13 protein-coding genes and 1 tRNA gene are annotated in these 17,257 nt (G+C 29.1%); 7 read left to right on the forward strand and 7 right to left on the reverse strand.

Features of this window, described 5'->3' with window-relative positions; all coding sequences use genetic code 11:
* Genes ruvA through BLS00_RS04540 form a run of 5 tightly spaced genes read right to left on the reverse strand, consistent with a single transcriptional unit; the run spans window position 1 to window position 5,706 of the window.
* Window positions 1–561 (reverse strand): Holliday junction branch migration protein RuvA, encoded by a 561-nt coding sequence (ruvA, locus tag BLS00_RS04520; protein ID WP_176759840.1) that lies wholly within the window; start codon window positions 559–561, stop codon window positions 1–3.
* A complete protein-coding gene (locus BLS00_RS04525) occupies window positions 554–1,879 on the reverse strand; it encodes a bifunctional folylpolyglutamate synthase/dihydrofolate synthase (protein WP_091403176.1) in 1,326 nt (441 codons plus the stop codon). Before BLS00_RS04525 ends, ruvA begins: the two co-directional genes overlap by 8 nt.
* Entirely contained in the window at window positions 1,880–4,504 is a 2,625-nt protein-coding gene (locus tag BLS00_RS04530) for a valine--tRNA ligase (RefSeq protein ID WP_091403178.1), read from the reverse strand.
* A 28-nt stretch (window positions 4,505–4,532) separates the two neighbouring features.
* Window positions 4,533–4,961: a threonine/serine exporter family protein gene (locus BLS00_RS04535; RefSeq protein ID WP_091403179.1), complete on the reverse strand. Its 429-nt coding sequence runs from the start codon at window positions 4,959–4,961 to the stop codon at window positions 4,533–4,535.
* 4 nt (window positions 4,962–4,965) lie between these two features.
* The gene (locus tag BLS00_RS04540; RefSeq protein WP_091403181.1) at window positions 4,966–5,706 is read right to left on the reverse strand and encodes a threonine/serine exporter family protein; all 741 of its coding nucleotides are present in this window, start codon (window positions 5,704–5,706) and stop codon (window positions 4,966–4,968) included.
* A gap of 28 nt (window positions 5,707–5,734) precedes the next feature.
* Between BLS00_RS04540 and BLS00_RS04545 the strand changes: the two genes are divergently transcribed.
* From BLS00_RS04545 to BLS00_RS04555, 3 genes are all read left to right on the forward strand, one after another.
* On the forward strand, window positions 5,735–7,663 hold the full coding sequence (locus tag BLS00_RS04545) for a HAMP domain-containing sensor histidine kinase (protein ID WP_091403182.1): 1,929 nt from the start codon (window positions 5,735–5,737) through the stop codon (window positions 7,661–7,663).
* Between the two features lie 193 nt (window positions 7,664–7,856).
* Window positions 7,857–7,931: transfer RNA gene (locus BLS00_RS04550), tRNA-Asn, on the forward strand.
* A gap of 134 nt (window positions 7,932–8,065) precedes the next feature.
* Complete coding sequence (locus BLS00_RS04555; protein WP_091403184.1) at window positions 8,066–9,394, forward strand: NYN domain-containing protein; 1,329 nt, start codon at window positions 8,066–8,068, stop codon at window positions 9,392–9,394.
* A gap of 102 nt (window positions 9,395–9,496) precedes the next feature.
* Here BLS00_RS04555 and BLS00_RS04560 read toward each other — a convergent pair whose 3' ends face one another.
* Complete coding sequence (locus BLS00_RS04560; protein WP_091403185.1) at window positions 9,497–10,219, reverse strand: metallophosphoesterase family protein; 723 nt, start codon at window positions 10,217–10,219, stop codon at window positions 9,497–9,499.
* A 96-nt stretch (window positions 10,220–10,315) separates the two neighbouring features.
* Here BLS00_RS04560 and BLS00_RS04565 point away from each other — a divergent pair, with 96 nt between their 5' ends.
* Window positions 10,316–11,713 carry an amidase family protein gene (locus tag BLS00_RS04565; protein ID WP_176759841.1) on the forward strand — a complete coding sequence of 466 codons (1,398 nt, stop codon included), beginning with the start codon at window positions 10,316–10,318 and terminating at the stop codon, window positions 11,711–11,713.
* 79 nt (window positions 11,714–11,792) lie between these two features.
* Here the strand turns inward: BLS00_RS04565 and BLS00_RS04570 are convergent, their stop codons facing one another.
* Window positions 11,793–12,137: a DUF5362 family protein gene (locus BLS00_RS04570; protein ID WP_091403187.1), complete on the reverse strand. Its 345-nt coding sequence runs from the start codon at window positions 12,135–12,137 to the stop codon at window positions 11,793–11,795.
* Window positions 12,138–12,249: 112 nt separating this feature from the next.
* Here BLS00_RS04570 and BLS00_RS04575 point away from each other — a divergent pair, with 112 nt between their 5' ends.
* The 3 genes from BLS00_RS04575 to BLS00_RS04585 are packed head-to-tail and all read left to right on the forward strand — an operon-like array spanning window position 12,250 to window position 17,257.
* Window positions 12,250–12,873, forward strand: coding sequence for a protein-L-isoaspartate(D-aspartate) O-methyltransferase (locus tag BLS00_RS04575; RefSeq protein ID WP_091403188.1), 624 nt, complete (start codon window positions 12,250–12,252; stop codon window positions 12,871–12,873).
* 20 nt (window positions 12,874–12,893) lie between these two features.
* Window positions 12,894–15,593 (forward strand): ATP-binding protein, encoded by a 2,700-nt coding sequence (locus BLS00_RS04580; RefSeq protein ID WP_091403190.1) that lies wholly within the window; start codon window positions 12,894–12,896, stop codon window positions 15,591–15,593.
* Between the two features lie 5 nt (window positions 15,594–15,598).
* Window positions 15,599–17,257 (forward strand): HD-GYP domain-containing protein, encoded by a 1,659-nt coding sequence (locus tag BLS00_RS04585; protein WP_091403192.1) that lies wholly within the window; start codon window positions 15,599–15,601, stop codon window positions 17,255–17,257.

Below are 17,257 nucleotides of genomic sequence, written 5' to 3' on the forward strand. Positions count from 1 at the left end.
CTATTTAATTTCAGCCAAACAAATTTTAATTAACTCTTCTACTGGTTTATTTTCTGTGTCTACTTTTTTGAGAACTTTCAATATTTTTCCTCTATCAAACCCAAGAGCTTCCAAAGCTTCTATGACATCAGTTGTTTTATCGTTTACCTGCTTAATTTCATATCCTTCAAATTCACCATTCAGCTCAGATATAATTCTTTCAGAAGTTTTTTTACCTATACCAGGTAAGCTGGATAAACCTTTTATATCACTGTTTTCTATCATCATGGCTATATTTTCTGCGTCATTTGTAAAGGTTATTTTTGCGGCTGTTTTAGGACCTATTTTCGAAACTTTTTTTAAAGATTGGAAGACTTTTTCTTCTATTTGATCTTTGAAAGTATATAAAGCCATGTTATATTCACTCATCTCAAAAGAAGCATAAAAATTGTAAGTCTCGCCTGTTTCAACATCTTTGGTTATTCTAAAAGAAGGGAAGGCCTCTAAAGTTAGTGCCCCTACTTCTATCAATATTGAATCTTTTTCAACGCTTATAACTTTTCCCTTAATTTTTTTAAGCATTTTTATCATCTCTTTTATTCAATAAAAGGCCTTTAATATAACCCACAAGATACAAAGAACCAGTTACAAAATAATAGTCGTAACTTTCTTTTAGAAAATGTTCAAATGCTTTTTCAGTATTTTCAATATATTCAATAACTGTTTTTGAGTGTTTTTGAAGTTCTTCTCTAACATTTTTAGGATTAACACTTCTATGAGAAGGAACCGATGTCACTATTATTTTTTCAAAAATAGATGGAATTTCTTCTACCATTTCTGAAATATCTTTATCGTCTAAAATACCTATTAAGGCAATTTTTCTTGAAAAAGGAGTGTATAGAGAAACAGTTTTTTTCAGCATTTTTATCCCGTCTACATTATGGGCTCCTTCTAAAATAATTCTTTTGTTATTATACTCTATTAGTTCAAATCTGCCTTCCCAAGAATAAGTTTTTAAAGATTCTCTGAGTTTTGTTTCGTCTAAATTCATTTGGTTTTTTTCACAAAAAGATTCGGCAGCAGCTATAGCTACAGAGAGATTATGTGGTTGATAAGAACCGTTACTCTTGAAAACCAAGTCATCGTAAGTTTTCGATATTCCAGAATAATTGATCATATTCCAGTTCATAGAATATCTTGTTTTACTGAATTTAAAGTCTTTATCATACTCATATAATTTAAGAGCATCAACAGATTTTGCCTTTTCTTTTATTACTTTTTTAGGAGATTCCGGGATATCTCCCAAAACGACTATGTTACCTTTTTTTATAATACCCGCTTTTTCTCCGGCTATGGCTTCAAGAGTGTCACCTAAAATTTTTATATGGTCTTTTTGAATTGTTGAAATGACAGAAACATCAGAATCAACAACATTTGTAGAATCCAGACGCCCTCCAAGCCCCACCTCCATTATTGCAAGTTCTACTTTATTATCTGCAAAATACTTCAGAGCCATGGCAGTTATGATCTCAAAGAAAGAAGGTTCCATTTCAGGATCGGTTTCTTTCAAACTATAGATGGCTGGTTCTATTTCTTGGTAAACTTTTACAAACTCTTCTTTTGATATTTGTGAGTTGTTTATGTTTATCCTTTCGGTAATTGAAACCAAATGTGGAGATATAAAAGAACCAGTTTTCAAACCCTGCCCGGAAAAAATAGTTGCCAAAGCCTTTGTTATACTTCCTTTTCCATTCGTCCCTGCAACGTGTATTACTTTGAAGTTCTTATGAGGATTTCCTATAGCTTCAATTAATTTTTGGATTCTTTCGAGTCCCAATTTTATTTTTACATTTCCCGCTCTTCTACCATACAAAGTATTGACCAGTTGATCAAAGTTCATTTAATCAATCTCCTTAATTAATGTTTCGAGTTTTTTCACTTGATATTTCGCATCTTCATATTTTATTTTTGCCTCTTCTACTACTTCTGGGTCAGCTTTTTCCAAGAAATTTTTGTTATTTAATTTTTTCTCAAATTTATTAACTTCTTTTTCTAATTTTTGGATTTTTTTGTTTAACCTGTCTTTTTCAGCATCTACATCTATCATATCTCCCAAAAGAACGTACGTTTCAACGTTTTCATCTACGTATGCTGTTGCTGATCTTTCTTTTTTAGCATCTGTTTTATCTAAATTTTCGAGGTTAGCCAATTTTAATATTTGATCCTGTGCCCCTTCAATCCAATCGTTATCTGATAATATTTTGTATTCTGCCTTTATCTTTTGTGATTGGGGGATATTCATATCCGCTTTAACGTTTCTTATCCCTCTAATAACCGACATTATATCGTTGAATCTGTTTTCTTCTTTTTCAAATATTTCTTCTTTTGTTTCTTTTGGCCATTTAGATATAATTAATAATTCATCTTCTTTTATAGATGGAATAGCTTGCCACAATTCTTCTGATAAATAGGGCATAAATGGATGCAACAATCTCAAGGCATTATCAAATACTTTTACAAGAACATTTTGGGCTAATTTTTTGCTTCTGCCTTCAGAATTCAATCTCTCTTTTATAGATTCTATATACCAATCGCAAAGCTCACTCCAAACAAAATCATAAATAGCTTTTGCGGCATGGTTGAAATTATATGTTTCTATACCTTCTGAAACACTTTTTATAGCTCTATTCATCCTTGTCAAAATCCATTTATCTTCAAGGTGAAGTTCATCATAATCATATTCTATAGGTTCAAAATCGTTTAGGTTTAAAAGTGCAAATCTTGTTGCATTCCATATTTTGTTTGCAAATTTTGAATACGGTTCAAAAGATTTTTCGTCTAATTTAATATCTCTGCCTTGAGCTGCTAAAATTGATAATGTAAATCTCATAGGATCTGTTCCATATTTATCTATAATATCCAAAGGGTCCACTCCGTTACCCAGAGATTTAGACATTTTTCTTCCCTTTTTATCTCTTACAAGAGGAGTTATGAATACGTGTGAAAATGGTTTTTCCCCCATGAATTTTTCACCCATCATTATCATTCTTGCCACCCAGAAGAAAATTATGTCAAAAGCTGTGACTAATGTTCCGGTTGGATAGAATCTCTCAACATCTTCTGTTTTTTCAGGCCAGCCGAGTGTTGAAAAAGGCCAAAGAGCTGATGAAAACCAAGTATCTAAAACATCTGGATCTTGAGTTAAATTGTTTGATCCACATTTTGGACATGATGTTGGGTCTTCTTCAGAAACGATAGTTTCACCGCATTCATCACAATACCAAACAGGGATTCTATGTCCCCACCAAAGTTGCCTTGAAATACACCAATCTCTGATTTCGTTCATCCAGTTAAGATATACTTTTTTCCATCTTTCAGGAAAAAATTGAATTTCATCTTCTTCTACTGCTTCTATAGCTTTTTTGGCAAGAGGTTTCATTTTTACAAACCATTGATCCATCAAGAATGGTTCAACTATAGTATCACATCTATAACAATGGCCAACTGAATGTTTGTGTTCTTCTACTTTTTCTAAATAACCTTGTTCTTCAAGATCAGCTACAATTTGTTTTCTGGCCTCAAATCTATCCAGTCCTGCATATTTTCCGCCGTTTTCGTTTATCTTAGCTTTTTCGTCCATTATTTGAATTCTTTCTAAATTATGTCTTAAACCGATTTGGTAATCGTTAGGATCATGAGCTGGGGTAATTTTTACAAATCCAGTTCCAAATTCTGGATCAACATATGGATCTCCAATGACTTCAAGCTCTCTATTAACCAAAGGAAGTATAACTTTCTTTCCTATCATATGCTTGTGTTTTTCATCTGATGGATGTACGGCTATTGCAACATCACCCAACATTGTTTCAGGCCTTGTGGTTGCTATAATTATAAAATCATCTTCACCTTTTAAAGGATATTTTATATACCAAAAGTGTCCGTTATCATCTTTATGTTCTACTTCATCGTCTGCAAGAACTGTCCCACAACTTGGACACCAATTAACGATGTACTTTCCTTTGTATATAAGCCCTTCTTCATAAAGATCTACAAAAACCTTTCTAACAGCTTTGTTTAGACCCTCATCAAGAGTGAATCTTTCTCTTGACCAATCTACAGAAGCCCCCATAGCTTTTAGCTGTTTTCTAATGTAATCTCTGTATTCGTTCGCCCAATCCCACACTTTTGAAACAAATACGTCTCTATCATATTCTTCTTTTCTTTTGCCTTCTGTTTTTTTAAGATGTTTTTCAACAACATGCTGAGTTGCTATGCCAGCATGGTCTTCACCAGGGATCCATAAAGTATCCTTGCCTTTCATTCTGTAATATCTTGTTAGTATATCCTGTAAAGTTAAATTTAAAGCATGACCTATATGTAATTTACCAGTTATATTAGGTGGCGGAATGACTATTGTGAATGAATCTTTGCCTTTATTTTGAGGTTTAAAAGCACCTTTTTCCATCCATTCTGAGTACCATTTTTTCTCTAACTCATGTGGAGTATATCTCTTACCTATGTCCATTAAATTGCCTCCTCTAAGTGTTTTTATATTAATCTAATAATTTTTTTCTTTCCCATAAATTTGTAAAAGCTGTGGATATTGCTATCCCTATTACTATACCAAATGCTCCAACAAATGTTTCGTAAGCATAACGTGACGCTGTATCAAGGTTTCCTTCTATAAAACTCTGAAACGTGAAAAAAGCAGGAGCTCCAGGTACCAAAGGTATAATTCCAGCGGCGATGAAAGGATGAACATTTGTGTTCAAAATATATGAAAAAAAATAAGACAAAAGTCCTATGCTTAATGAAGATATTATAATCGCACTTTCATAACCAAATTTTAAATTCACCAATTCATACAATGTCCAACCTATTGCACCGGTGAGCGCTGCAAAAAAGATACTTTTTTTGGGGGTTTTAAATATTACGGCAAATCCACCCGTTGCAAAAAAAGAAAAAAAGATTCTTAAAAGCATAAAATTACCTCCATATTGCTGTAGCAATACCTGCTCCCAAAACCAAAGCACCTAATATAAAAACTGATTCAACTAATTTTGATACACCAGAAACTAAATTTCTATCTCCTATTTCCATTATAGCATTAGTTAATAAAAGACCAGGGACAAAAACCATAATAGCTCCAGCCAATATTGGATATGTTCTAATTTCAGTAAATAAATTGAAAACTTCTATTATAGAATAAATTGAGAATCCTGCTATAAAATCTCTTAAAATTTTATTTTTCAAATTAATGGTAACATAATAAACAGTTGTACCTACAATACCAGATATGAAAGATTCTAAAAGATTTCCCTTGAAAACAAAAGAAAATGAAAAAGAAGCGATAAAAACTGCTATAATTAAAAGTGAAAAAGAATGTACCAGATTTTTATTTTCATATTTAATTCTTTTTATTTCGTCTCTTATGAATGTAAAAGGTGGCTTTTCTTTTAGAATTTTTTTTATAAATGATTCCCAAATAGAAAGCTTTTCAAAATCAATAGATGTATAGTTTATTCTTTCTATCCTCGTTAAAGATTTACCAGTTCTGTCAATAACAGTTATATATAATACAGTTCCTATTGAAGCAATTTGAACATCTAATTCATAAGTTTTTCCTATTTGTGTTATATAATTTTCAATTTCAGTTGCATTAGAACCATAGTAATAAAGTTCTCTTGCTAAATCCATAAAAGTATCCACAATTCTTTCTAAATGCAAGGTAATCCCCCCATAAGGATGTGTTTACATGAAAAGTTTTGCTGATAAAGTATCAAAATCATTATATTTTAATTATATTATTTTTTCCATTGTGATGGTTTTGATAATTTTTATAGCCACCTATGGAATTATAAAACAAAATGTTCAAAACAATCTAAATATTCTTTTTAAAAATAAAGAAGATTTCATAAATAATTATTATCTTGATATGACAGACGAATTTTTTTCTTACATGTTAGGAACTAATCAAGAAATTGAAAACATTGATTTCGTCTATAACCTGGATAACCTATCTTTTGTTAAGACTCCCGAGACCCAAAGTTCTTTTAGTTTTTCATATGAAGATTTATCTAAACAAATATACGTAAATGATTCAAATCAATTATACCTTATAAATTGGCAATATTTTGATACTAAAAGGTATATATACGGGGTTAGTCTCGAAAATTTGAACAAAGCTTTAAATTCTGAAGGCCAAACTGGTGATTTTATTTCTGTTATCAAATACAATGATCGCTATATAATTCCCAATTCGGTTGTTTTCAAATCAAAGTTAGAAAATATTCTAAGTGAGTATCCTTCAAAGATCTCTCTCGAAAATAATTCCTATGAAGTTTTATATGGAAATATTAGAAGTTTTGATTTTTTTCTTCTATATAATTCAACAGTTTTATTACAATTAAGGAATACTTTAATTATAATAGCTGCTATATTTTTAGTTTTGGGATTTTTAATATCGAGGACAAACATACAGTACATTAAATCACAGATTTCCGAACCGATAACCTCTATTGTAAATGGGATAAAAAATGTAAAAAATAACAGAAGCAAAGAAATAATTTATTCTGAAGATGACGAATTCAGACTTATAAAAGATGAGTTTAACTCTTTATACAAAAGTTTATCAAAAACGATTAAAGAGCTGGAGATTTCAGAAAATAATTTAAAAAAGAACTCTGAATTTAAAAGCAATATATTGAAAATTTTGTCTCATGAAATCAGGACTCCTATACATACAATCATGGGGTTTTCAGATATTTTACAAATGAAAATAGATAGTGAAGAAGACAAAGAAAATTTGAGAACAATTAAAAAATCATCTGAAGATATATTGAATAAATTTGACAGGTTGTTTGAAAGGTCTAAAATTGAGTCAGAGTCAGATGAGATAAAATTAAAACTTTCTAAATTCAATATTTTAGATGTGATATTTGAAATATCCTCAAAATACGAATCTATGTGTAGAAAAAAGGGGATTAAATTGAAAATATCTGAAGAAAACCTTGAACAAATAGGAGATTCTCTTTTGGATTATAAAAAAGTTAAAAGGATTTTTGAAGAAGTAATAGATAATGCATACAAGTTTACCGATGAGGGCGAGATAACAATAAGTGTTGAAGACGAGGGCGATGAAATAGAAGTTTCTGTAAGAGATACTGGAATAGGTGTAAAGACAGAAAACATGGATTTACTCTATGATAGTTTTTTCCAAACGGAAAACTATTTGAGCAGAAAAAAAGATGGTTTAGGGATCGGCTTGAGTATCGTGAAAAGCTATGTTACTATGTTGGGGGGGCAAGTATTTTTAGAGCCTTTAGATGAGGGGACTTTGGTAAAAGTTTCTTTCCCTAAGGGTATAAACAAACAAAAGATAAGTAATATAGACCCTTTAGAAGACATAAAAAATGCGCAGAAAATTATAGAACAAAATGATTTAAAAAGGGTTTTAAACATAATAAGCAATACTCTTGAAAACATCGTTAAATCCACTTCTGAAGATAGCGTCTATAGCAACATGGTTGAGCTGCAAAGCATTTTTAAATCAAATAACTTTGTAAATAGTTATGAAATAAACACAGAAATATTGAACTCTTTAAAAGAAAAAGAAACAAGAGAAATTATCGATTATTATAAAGAATTTAAAAATGTTTATGAAACTGTGAGCTATTCTTTGTAGAAATCACATTGTGAGTTGTATAGGTAAAAACAAGTTGTAACTCTATAAAGATAATATAATAAGAAATTTTACTATAAACCTAAATCCATCAAATAATTAATCTTCAGAATATTAACTGTTAATTAATGTTTATTTTACCTTTAGTTGTTGAAATCTCCTTTTTGTTTTGATATAATTTTTTTCGGATATAGATTCCGGCTTAGCTCAGCGGTAGAGCGGGTGGCTGTTAACCACTAGGTCGGGAGTTCAAATCTCTCAGCCGGAGCCAAGAAAAAGAGTCTGCTTTTGCAGACTCTTTTTTTAATATATTGTATATGATATAATTTATCGTGGATGGTAAACAATTTACCATCCAAAAACATCATTTCATAAAGGAGATGAAGAATATAAGAAGGTGTAAAAATGAATAACTTATTTGTGTTCATGGATTATCAGAATCAGCCTGTTGATCCAGAATTAGTAACACAAAAGCTTAACGATTATGGAAAATTGGTTGGAGGAAAGGCGTATGGGCACTGGTCGAAATTTCCTGCAACAATGTTTTCTTTTTCAAGGCACGGTATTGAATTGATTGAAATGCCCGAAGATGGTTTCGGAAACAAGAAGGGTAATGACATTAAATTAGCGGTAGACGCAATGGAAACTATGTTTTCATTACCACATGTAGGGGATTTCGTGTTAGTTACAGGAGATGCTGACTTTGTACCTCTTGTAAAAAAATTAAGGACTTATGGAAAGTCAGTAATTGTAATAGGTAGAAGTAAAAATACTTCTCCCGATATGCAATTGTCTGCGGACACTTACATACCTTACGAAGAAATTGTTAAGTCTGAAAAGATAAATTCTACAGATTCTTTTGATGATATTGTTGAAGAAATCATCAAAATAATGGAAGAAAAGAATTTACAACCAGATGAAATAGTTATAAAAAGAATAATTACGGGTATGGGGATTTATTACGGCACTTTTGGTTACAAGACAATGGCTTCTTTTATAAAAGATATTCAAAAAGAAGTTAAGAAAATAATTTTAAAAGAAGTAGAATATTCTGAATATGAAGAAAACTACATGAGATTCCTTGAAAGGTTGGTTGCTACAAGTGATTTAGCTATGGATGTAGAAAAACTTGCAAAATCAGCAAAACAAAAACATCAATGGATAGCTAAAAACTCCAGCAGTGAAACGCTTAATCATTTCATAATGCAGATGATAAGCAATGGAAGGCTTAGACAAAACAAGAAGGGGTTTTTATATGTTCCTGCTCCAAGAAGATGGGAGATAAAATACGATAAGATTCTTCCTTATCCAGAATTGAGAGAAAAATTTACAAAACATGTTTATGACCTATTCACAAAGGGTAAAGTGTCTACTATATCAGATGCTCTTCACAGAGCAAAAGATGATCTAAATTTAACAAATAAAGTTATAGGTTCTTTTGGGATAGCATTAAAGTTTTCAGGGATGTTCTTAGGGCCTGATGGGTCTGATTATGTTAGTTTGAAAACACCTGTAAAACTTAACGGTAGCTTTGACGAGTTCAAAATTTCTTTAGATACTTTTTATGTAAAAAGAATTTTAAAAGATGAAGATATACATGAAAATTCACTTCCAATAGTTTCAAAATATGTTTTTGATGAATCAAGTCCAAATCCAGTTAAAAAAGTTTTGGATTATCTTGTGAAAGCAAAAGAAGTCAAACTTGAAAAAAGCTATTACAAATATTACAAATAAAGCATTAGCAACCATTGAATTATGATGGTTTTAGTATTAGAAAAATATTTTATGATTTATAAGAATAAAGCTGGCTTTTTAGCCAGCTTTTTTATATAGTGTTTAATATTTTTTTGCTTCTATTATTTCATTTTTATATTTTTTATAAGAAGGAAATCCTTTTTCTTCAGCGATTTGCAGATGATTTTCAATATCATAATCTACCCTTTTAAATTCAGTTTCCATATCTTTATCCTTTCTGATATCGAGAACTATGAAACTTGCCTTAGGAATCTCGTCAAAAGGAAGCCCTACACTTCCAACGTTAATTATCTTTTTACCGTTTATTTCCTTGTAAAAGTATTGATGAGAATTACCACACAATAAGACATCTTCTTCAACATTCTTCAGCATTTCTTCAATTTCTTTATCTGTTCTTTTTGAATCAATAACATCATTATTTGATATTGGAGATCCGTGTACGCATAAGAAACTTTTATCAAATATTTCAAAAGAATCTTTCTCAGGTAATCTACTTAAAAATCTAAGGTTATTATTGCTAAGTTCATTTTTTGCAAAAAGAAAATATTCATAGGATTCTTTTTTTAGTTTGTTTTCTATTTGATTGATTTCTTTTAAATTAAACCATTCATCTGTATTACCTTTAAGCCAAATATATGGCTTTATTTGTTTCATAAATTGAAAACAATCTTTAGGTTCTGGCCCTTTTAAAACCAAATCCCCCAAAAACACTATTTCATCAATATCTTCTGTTTCAATAGCGGACATAACAGCACTAAGAGCTTCAAAATTTCCATGAATATCCGACATAACAGCTATTCTCATAAAATCACCTCTCGTTTATATCATAACTATTATACATTTTTTAAAAAATTAAAAAAATGTTGTATAATTAGATAAAATTAGTTAGGAGGATGAACTATGAATTTGAAAAATTTAACCATTAAAAAAATACAAAAAATGTTTGAGGGAAATGAGCTTACATCAGTAGAATTAACGGAATTTTACTTAGGTAGAATTGCTAATTACAACGGAAGATTGAATGCAATAATAGAAATAAATCCAGATGCTTTAGATATCGCCTTTAAAATGGATCAAGAGAGAAAAAATGGGAAAGTAAGAAGCCCACTTCATGGAATACCTTTTGTTATTAAAGCCAATATTGACACTGGAGATAAAATGAGGACAAGTGCAGGAGCCATTGCATTAAAAGACAATTATGCTGAAAAAGATGCTCATATTGTGAAACTTTTGAGAAAAGCTGGGGCTGTATTGTTGGGAAAGGCCAATTTAAGCGAATTTGCAAATTTCATTTCTTTTAACCTTCCAAACGGATTTTCTGCTGTTGGAGGGCAAACGAAGAACCCATATGGAGATTACGATACAGGTGGTTCGAGTTCTGGTTCTGGAGTAGCTGTAGCAGCAGATTTTTGTACTTTTGCAATAGGGACTGAAACATCAGGCTCTATTCTTTCTCCTGCAAGTTCAAATTCTTGCGTTGGACTAAAACCAACAACAGGAAGTATTAGTAGAACAGGGATAATCCCTATATCACACAGTCAAGATACTGCAGGGCCCATCACTAGAACAGTTGAAGATGCTTACTTGGTTTTCAAAGAAGTAGTTGGATACGACAAAAAAGATGTTAAAACAATTATTGCTAAAGATTATAATTTAAAAAGAAAAGAAAAAAAATCTTTTAAAAACAAAAAGTTTGGATATCATAAAACTATAATAAACTATCTTAGTGAATCTCAAAAAATAGTTTGGGAAGAATCTATAAAAATGTTGGAAGCAAATGGTGCAGAGGTAATACCTTTTGAATATGAGGATATGAATAGAATATCTAATATAAACACATTGCTCTATGAATTTAAATACGGAATAAACAATTATTTGAAAGATAAAAAATTGGAAGTTAAGAGTCTTACAGATGTAATAAAATTCAACCAAAGAAACAGAAAAGCTATTCCATACGGTCAATCTATATTGCTAAAAGCAAACTCAACCTCAGGATATTTAAAAGAAAAAGAGTATTTGGAAAGCTTATTAGACGATAGAAAATATTCAAGAGAAGAAGGTATTGATAAAAAAATTGAAGAATTGGGATTAGATGCCATTATTTCTCCAGCCAATTTTGGAGCCATGGTTCCTGCAAAAGCAGGTTATCCTTCAATCACAGTTCCTGCGGGATACACGGATGAAGGTCCTTTTGGATTTACGTTTAGCCACAAAGCTGGTAGAGAAACGGAAATAATATCTTTAGCTGAATTATTTGAAAAGATGCACGATGTTAGAAAACTTCCAGAATTAAAATAATATCAACAGAATAAATTTCATTAAAAAAATACTTGCTTGTGCAAGTATTTTTTTAATAGTTCCAACCTATTTTTACATCTTAATAAAGTTCTTGTCCAGTACTCAAAGCTATGATCACACCTATTATTGCCATAACCAAAGAAACAATGATCAAAACGCCTTGAATGGTAAAATAAACTCTTAAATTATCTAAAATTTCTTCAATATGCTTTTCATTTTTTCCTTCATCATATTTATAAGCCATAGCGGAGTTTCTGATTTTCATTAGTTTAATAGCCATAAAAATAGTTATAATGCCTGGAATAGCCCCAACTCCATATGCAAAAAGCCCCCCAATTACGCCAATTATTCCTCCAATTAGTGAAAGAATACCTATGAAATACGTCCATTTACCCAGTTTTTCTACTAAATCTACAGAAATCATCTCAATCCCCCCTTTTTAATTATAATTTGATTATAATATATATTTAAGTTGATGACAAGCCATTTTATTTTTATGGTTTTTTTAGTTATAATTAACACGAGGTGAAAAAACTATGAACTTCGATTATCTAAGAGAGAGAATGGTGAATGAAAATCTATTTTCAAGAGGTATAAAAAATGAAAGAGTTTTAAATGCCTTTAAAAAAGTACCAAGAGAAAATTTTATCCCTGAAGAAGAAAAATTACATGCTTACGAAGATCACCCTATACCAATTGGAAATGGTCAAACTATTTCTCAGCCGTATATTGTGTCTTATATGATAGAAAAATTGAATTTGGATAGTAAAGATGTGTTAGAGATTGGCACTGGGTCAGGCTATCAAACAGCCCTTTTGGCAGAAATATTTGAAGAAGTTTATACGATTGAGAAAATTGAAAAATTACAAATAAAAGCAAAAAATGTTTTGGAAAGTTTGGGTTATAAAAATATTATTTATAAAACTGGTAATGGAATAAATGGTTGGAAGGGTAAAAGTTTTAGCAATATAATAGTTTCAGCAGCAGCAAGGCACTTTCCTGACAAGTTATTTGAACAACTAAAAATTGATGGGGTTATGATAATTCCTATTGGAGAAACTTTTTTTCAAAATTTGTACAAAATTACAAAAAAAGATGAAAACAACATAGAAAAAGAAGAATTAATCGGGGTAAGATTTGTTCCTTTAGTTGATGATTAATAATAAGTTGAGGTGATTATATGTACGATAAAAAAGGCTCTTATAAACAAGAATTTAAAATTAAATCGAATATATTAAATATCAAAAAATTGATATATTTTTCTTTAGCGATCGGTTTGATCAGTTTAATGATATCTGCTATTAATTTTTTTAACTCTAATTTAGATGCTGGATTAGTTAATTTGGGTTATTCAATATTTAGTATATTCATTTCATTTAGTTTGAAAATACTTTCAAATAAAGATATTAAATCAATGAAAAAATTGAATACACTTTTTAGTTCTTATATTTTTACAGTGTATTTGTGGGCCTTTAAAGACTACTTTTTTAATGGAAGTATAGCTATGAGTCTTTGGATGTTCAACATGATGATTTTAATTGTTGCGTTTTTATTTAACCAGAATAAGAAAATACATTTAATTAGCACTTTTATAGCTACATTGAGTTTTTCTATTGCATTATTTATTGAAGGATTTCAAATACCTCAACTTATTTTTTATAACTCAATTATATTTTTTGCTTTTATATTTTCTAATTTGTTGAACAACAATTTTTTCGATTTACTCTATAAAAATTATGAAAGTGAGATTTTGATAAATCAAAAAGATAAAGTCATTGATGAAATCAAAGAGGAGGTTAGATTAGAGATACAAAATAAAACTTCTGCGATTGAAAAGCTTTACGAAGAAACATCTAAAACAAATGAAAAATTAAAAAAAACTATGGAGGAATTGAAAAGCTCTTATTCAGATTTAAACAAAAAATCAGAAGAACACTACCTTCTTTTTAGGATATCTATGAAGTTTAGTTCCTCTGATTCAAGTTCAGAAAAAATTGAATACGCATTGAAGTTACTTGGAGAGTTTACAAATGTAAGCAGGGTTTACATATTTGAAAATGATTATAAAAATAAAACAACATCGAACACTTATGAGTGGACTGACTATAAAGTAGAACCAGAAATAAATAACTTACAGGGAATCCCTTTAAACGATATTTCTGAATGGATGGAAATGTTGAAAGAAGAAGGAATGATAAAATCATCTAATATAGAAGAATTGCCAGAAAGCATAAAAAACTATTTAGAGCCACAAAATATAAATTCTATACTTGTCCTACCGATATTCTTGGAAGATGAAATATTTGGATTTATTGGATTTGATGATTGTGAATCCTATAAAAATTGGGGGAAAGACAAAATTGAGTTGTTGAGAATAATTTCAACTCTTATAAGTCACGAACTCGAAAGAAAAATAAGTAATGAAAAGTTAAAACAAGCTAAAATAAAAGCAGAAATATCTAATGAAGCTAAAACCAAATTTCTTGCAAATATGAATCATGAGATTAGAACTCCTATAAACACAATTTTTGGGGTAAATTCTTTGTTATTACAAAAAAAAGGTTTAGATTCTGATTCAAAAAAACTTTTAAACATGTCCTATGAAGCATCAAAAAATTTACAGGATTTAATAGAAAATATCCTTGATTTTTCAAAAATAGAACAGGGGAAAATAGAACTAAACAAAACAAACTTTAACTTAAAAAATTTACTGGATGAGATTATAGAAAACTATAAGATGAAAAACGAAAATAACGTTGATATAAACTTTGATTATAATTCAGAAATAGATGTTTTTTATGCTGATAAAGTAAAGATATATCAAATAATAAATAATATTTTTGGAAACGCTTATAATCACACTGAAAGTGGATATATTTCACTTAAATTCAAATCAGAAAAACATTTAAATGATGAATATAAATTGTGTTTTACAATTGAGGATACAGGAAAGGGAATTAGTGAAGAAAATTTAGAGAAAATTTTCAAAGAATTTTATCAGGTTTATAGCGAAAATCAAAGAAATTATTCTGGAGTTGGTTTAGGGTTACCTATATCAAAAAAGTTAATAGAAATGATGGATGGAGAAATTAATGTAGAAAGTTTAATTGATAAAGGGACAAAAATTAATTTTTCATTTTTTGTTGAAAAAGGTCAATTACATAATGAGAAAAAAACTGGTTTTGCAAAAATACTTTTTAATAATAACAAAGTTTTGTTGGTAGAAGATAATAAAGTAAATCAAGAAATTCAAAAAAGAATATTACAAAATTATGATTTAAATGTAGACGTAGTAGACAATGGACAAGAAGCGGTAGAAATAATAGAAAATAACCCGAATAAATATGAAATAATTTTTATGGATATATCAATGCCTGTTATGAATGGTTTTGAAGCTATAAGTTATTTAAGGAACGAAGTATCAGAAAATAAATTCAAAATAATAGCTTTAACAGCTTTTACTTCTAGCATTGATAGAAAAAAAGTTTTTGATTTTGGTTTTGATGATTTTATACCAAAACCAATTGAAGAAAATGAACTTTTAAGAATATTGAAAAAATTTTTGAAGGACGAAAAACAGAATCAAAATAAAATTGAAAATATAACTAAAAATAAAGATATATTAGATCTATTTATAAAAGATTTAGAAGAAAAAATCCCTTTAATAGAGAATTACTATGATGAGATGAATTATGGAAAAATGTCTGAAATTTTTCATCAAATTAAAAATCCTTTTAAGTATTTAAAATATGAAGAAATGTATGAAGTAGCAAAAGAATTAGAAAAAGTTGCAAAGAACAATGATAAAAATGAAATAAAAGTATTATACCCTGAATTTAAAGAAAAAATCGAAGATTTTATAAAAGAAAATAAGGAGTGATTTATGTGAACAACACTCTAGACGAACTACTCTATGGAATTGGTCAAGAATTAAAACCATCCCTTCTAAAAGGGATAATTGCGTTAAAAAATGGAGAAGAATATGTTCAAATAAGCACATATGATGGATTAAAAAATAGTTTGAGAGATGACCAAAAAGGGATCACTTTTTTATTAAATAACAGGTTAAATGATATTATAAATCAAAATAGTTTCTTTTCAAGAGAAATTAATGTAGACGACTTTAGGGAGCAGTTTTGGTGGGTTCTCTCAGAGTTGAGACAAAAAGAAGTAAACCTTTTTATAAAGCCTCTTTATAAGCCTCTTATTAACAATTTAGAGGAAATAGGTGTTATAATTTTTATTTCATTAAACAATTTAACGGTTGAAATTAATGATATATTGGATAGAGAATACATGTTGATAAATGAGGCTTCATACAATTTGTATAAAAAATATGAAAAAAATAACATAATCCGTGTTTTTATAAATAGTATGGTGAAAATGTTAAAACAAGATCATCCTAAAATATATGAACATTCTTTAAGGACATCTGATCTTACAACATTAATAGCCCAAACTCTACATTTAAAAACAGATGAGGTTGAGAAATTGAGAAATGCTTCTATTATTCACGATTTTGGAAAAGTATTTTTATCAAAATCTGACCAAAGTTATAATCAAGATTTAAAATCTATAGAAAATCAAATATACTATTCTCATACAGATAAATTATTTGAACTTTTTAAAAACAATCCTTATATGAAAGAAGTTCTAAATATATCTTACAAACACCATGAAAAACCAAATAAAAAAGGATATTATGGGCTGGGAGAGGAAGATTTAGGGATATTAGATAATATACTCATTATTAGTAATGTTTTTGACAATCTTTTTCATAAAGAAAATGACACAAAAACTGTAAAGCAAGTACTGGAAAAAATGGAATTAATGGCTGATAGAAGAGAAATAGATAAAGATATTTTTCAAAATTCTAAAGAAGTTATTTCTTCTTTTTATGGAGGCTTTTTACATTTTTCTCCTACAACATCAATAGGAGTTTCAAAAAATATACATATACAAGACCCAGTCAAGAAAGAGGAAATGCATAAAGCGGAAATAATTAATTCCCTTGGGAATTTAATCATCATTAATTTTGAAAAAAACCCTGAGTTCTCTTTGGGTAGAAATCTTATTTTTATGTGTGATGTTGGAGGTTTGATAGAAAAATTTAACGCGAAGATTATATCAAAAACAAAAAATGATTATACTCTACTGATTTGGGTTAAAGAAAAAAACAAAAATAAAACATTAAAAATATATTGGAACGAAGAAGCATCTTTACACAAACTTCCTATTGAATTTAAATCTTTAGAAAATATCAATTTAGAAAAAAACTTTGATCAAAAAATATTAATAAGAAAATTGGGTGGGGAAGAATTAGTTTTTCAAAGTGAAGAGGAGATAATAACTGGTGAAAAAAGAATTATTAATTTTGAATATAAAGGTGAAAGAATACTGATTCCTGGAATAATAAAAAGCAAAATACATGAAACCAGTAATATAATATATTTTTTTGAATATTTAGAAATGAAAGATAAAGATTTGAGCAAAGTGTATAGGGCAATTTTCAAAAAACAAGTTGAATTAAAATTAAAAGTATAA

It is taken from the genome of Geotoga petraea, from assembly GCF_900102615.1.
Taxonomy (GTDB): Bacteria; Thermotogota; Thermotogae; order Petrotogales; family Petrotogaceae; genus Geotoga; species Geotoga petraea.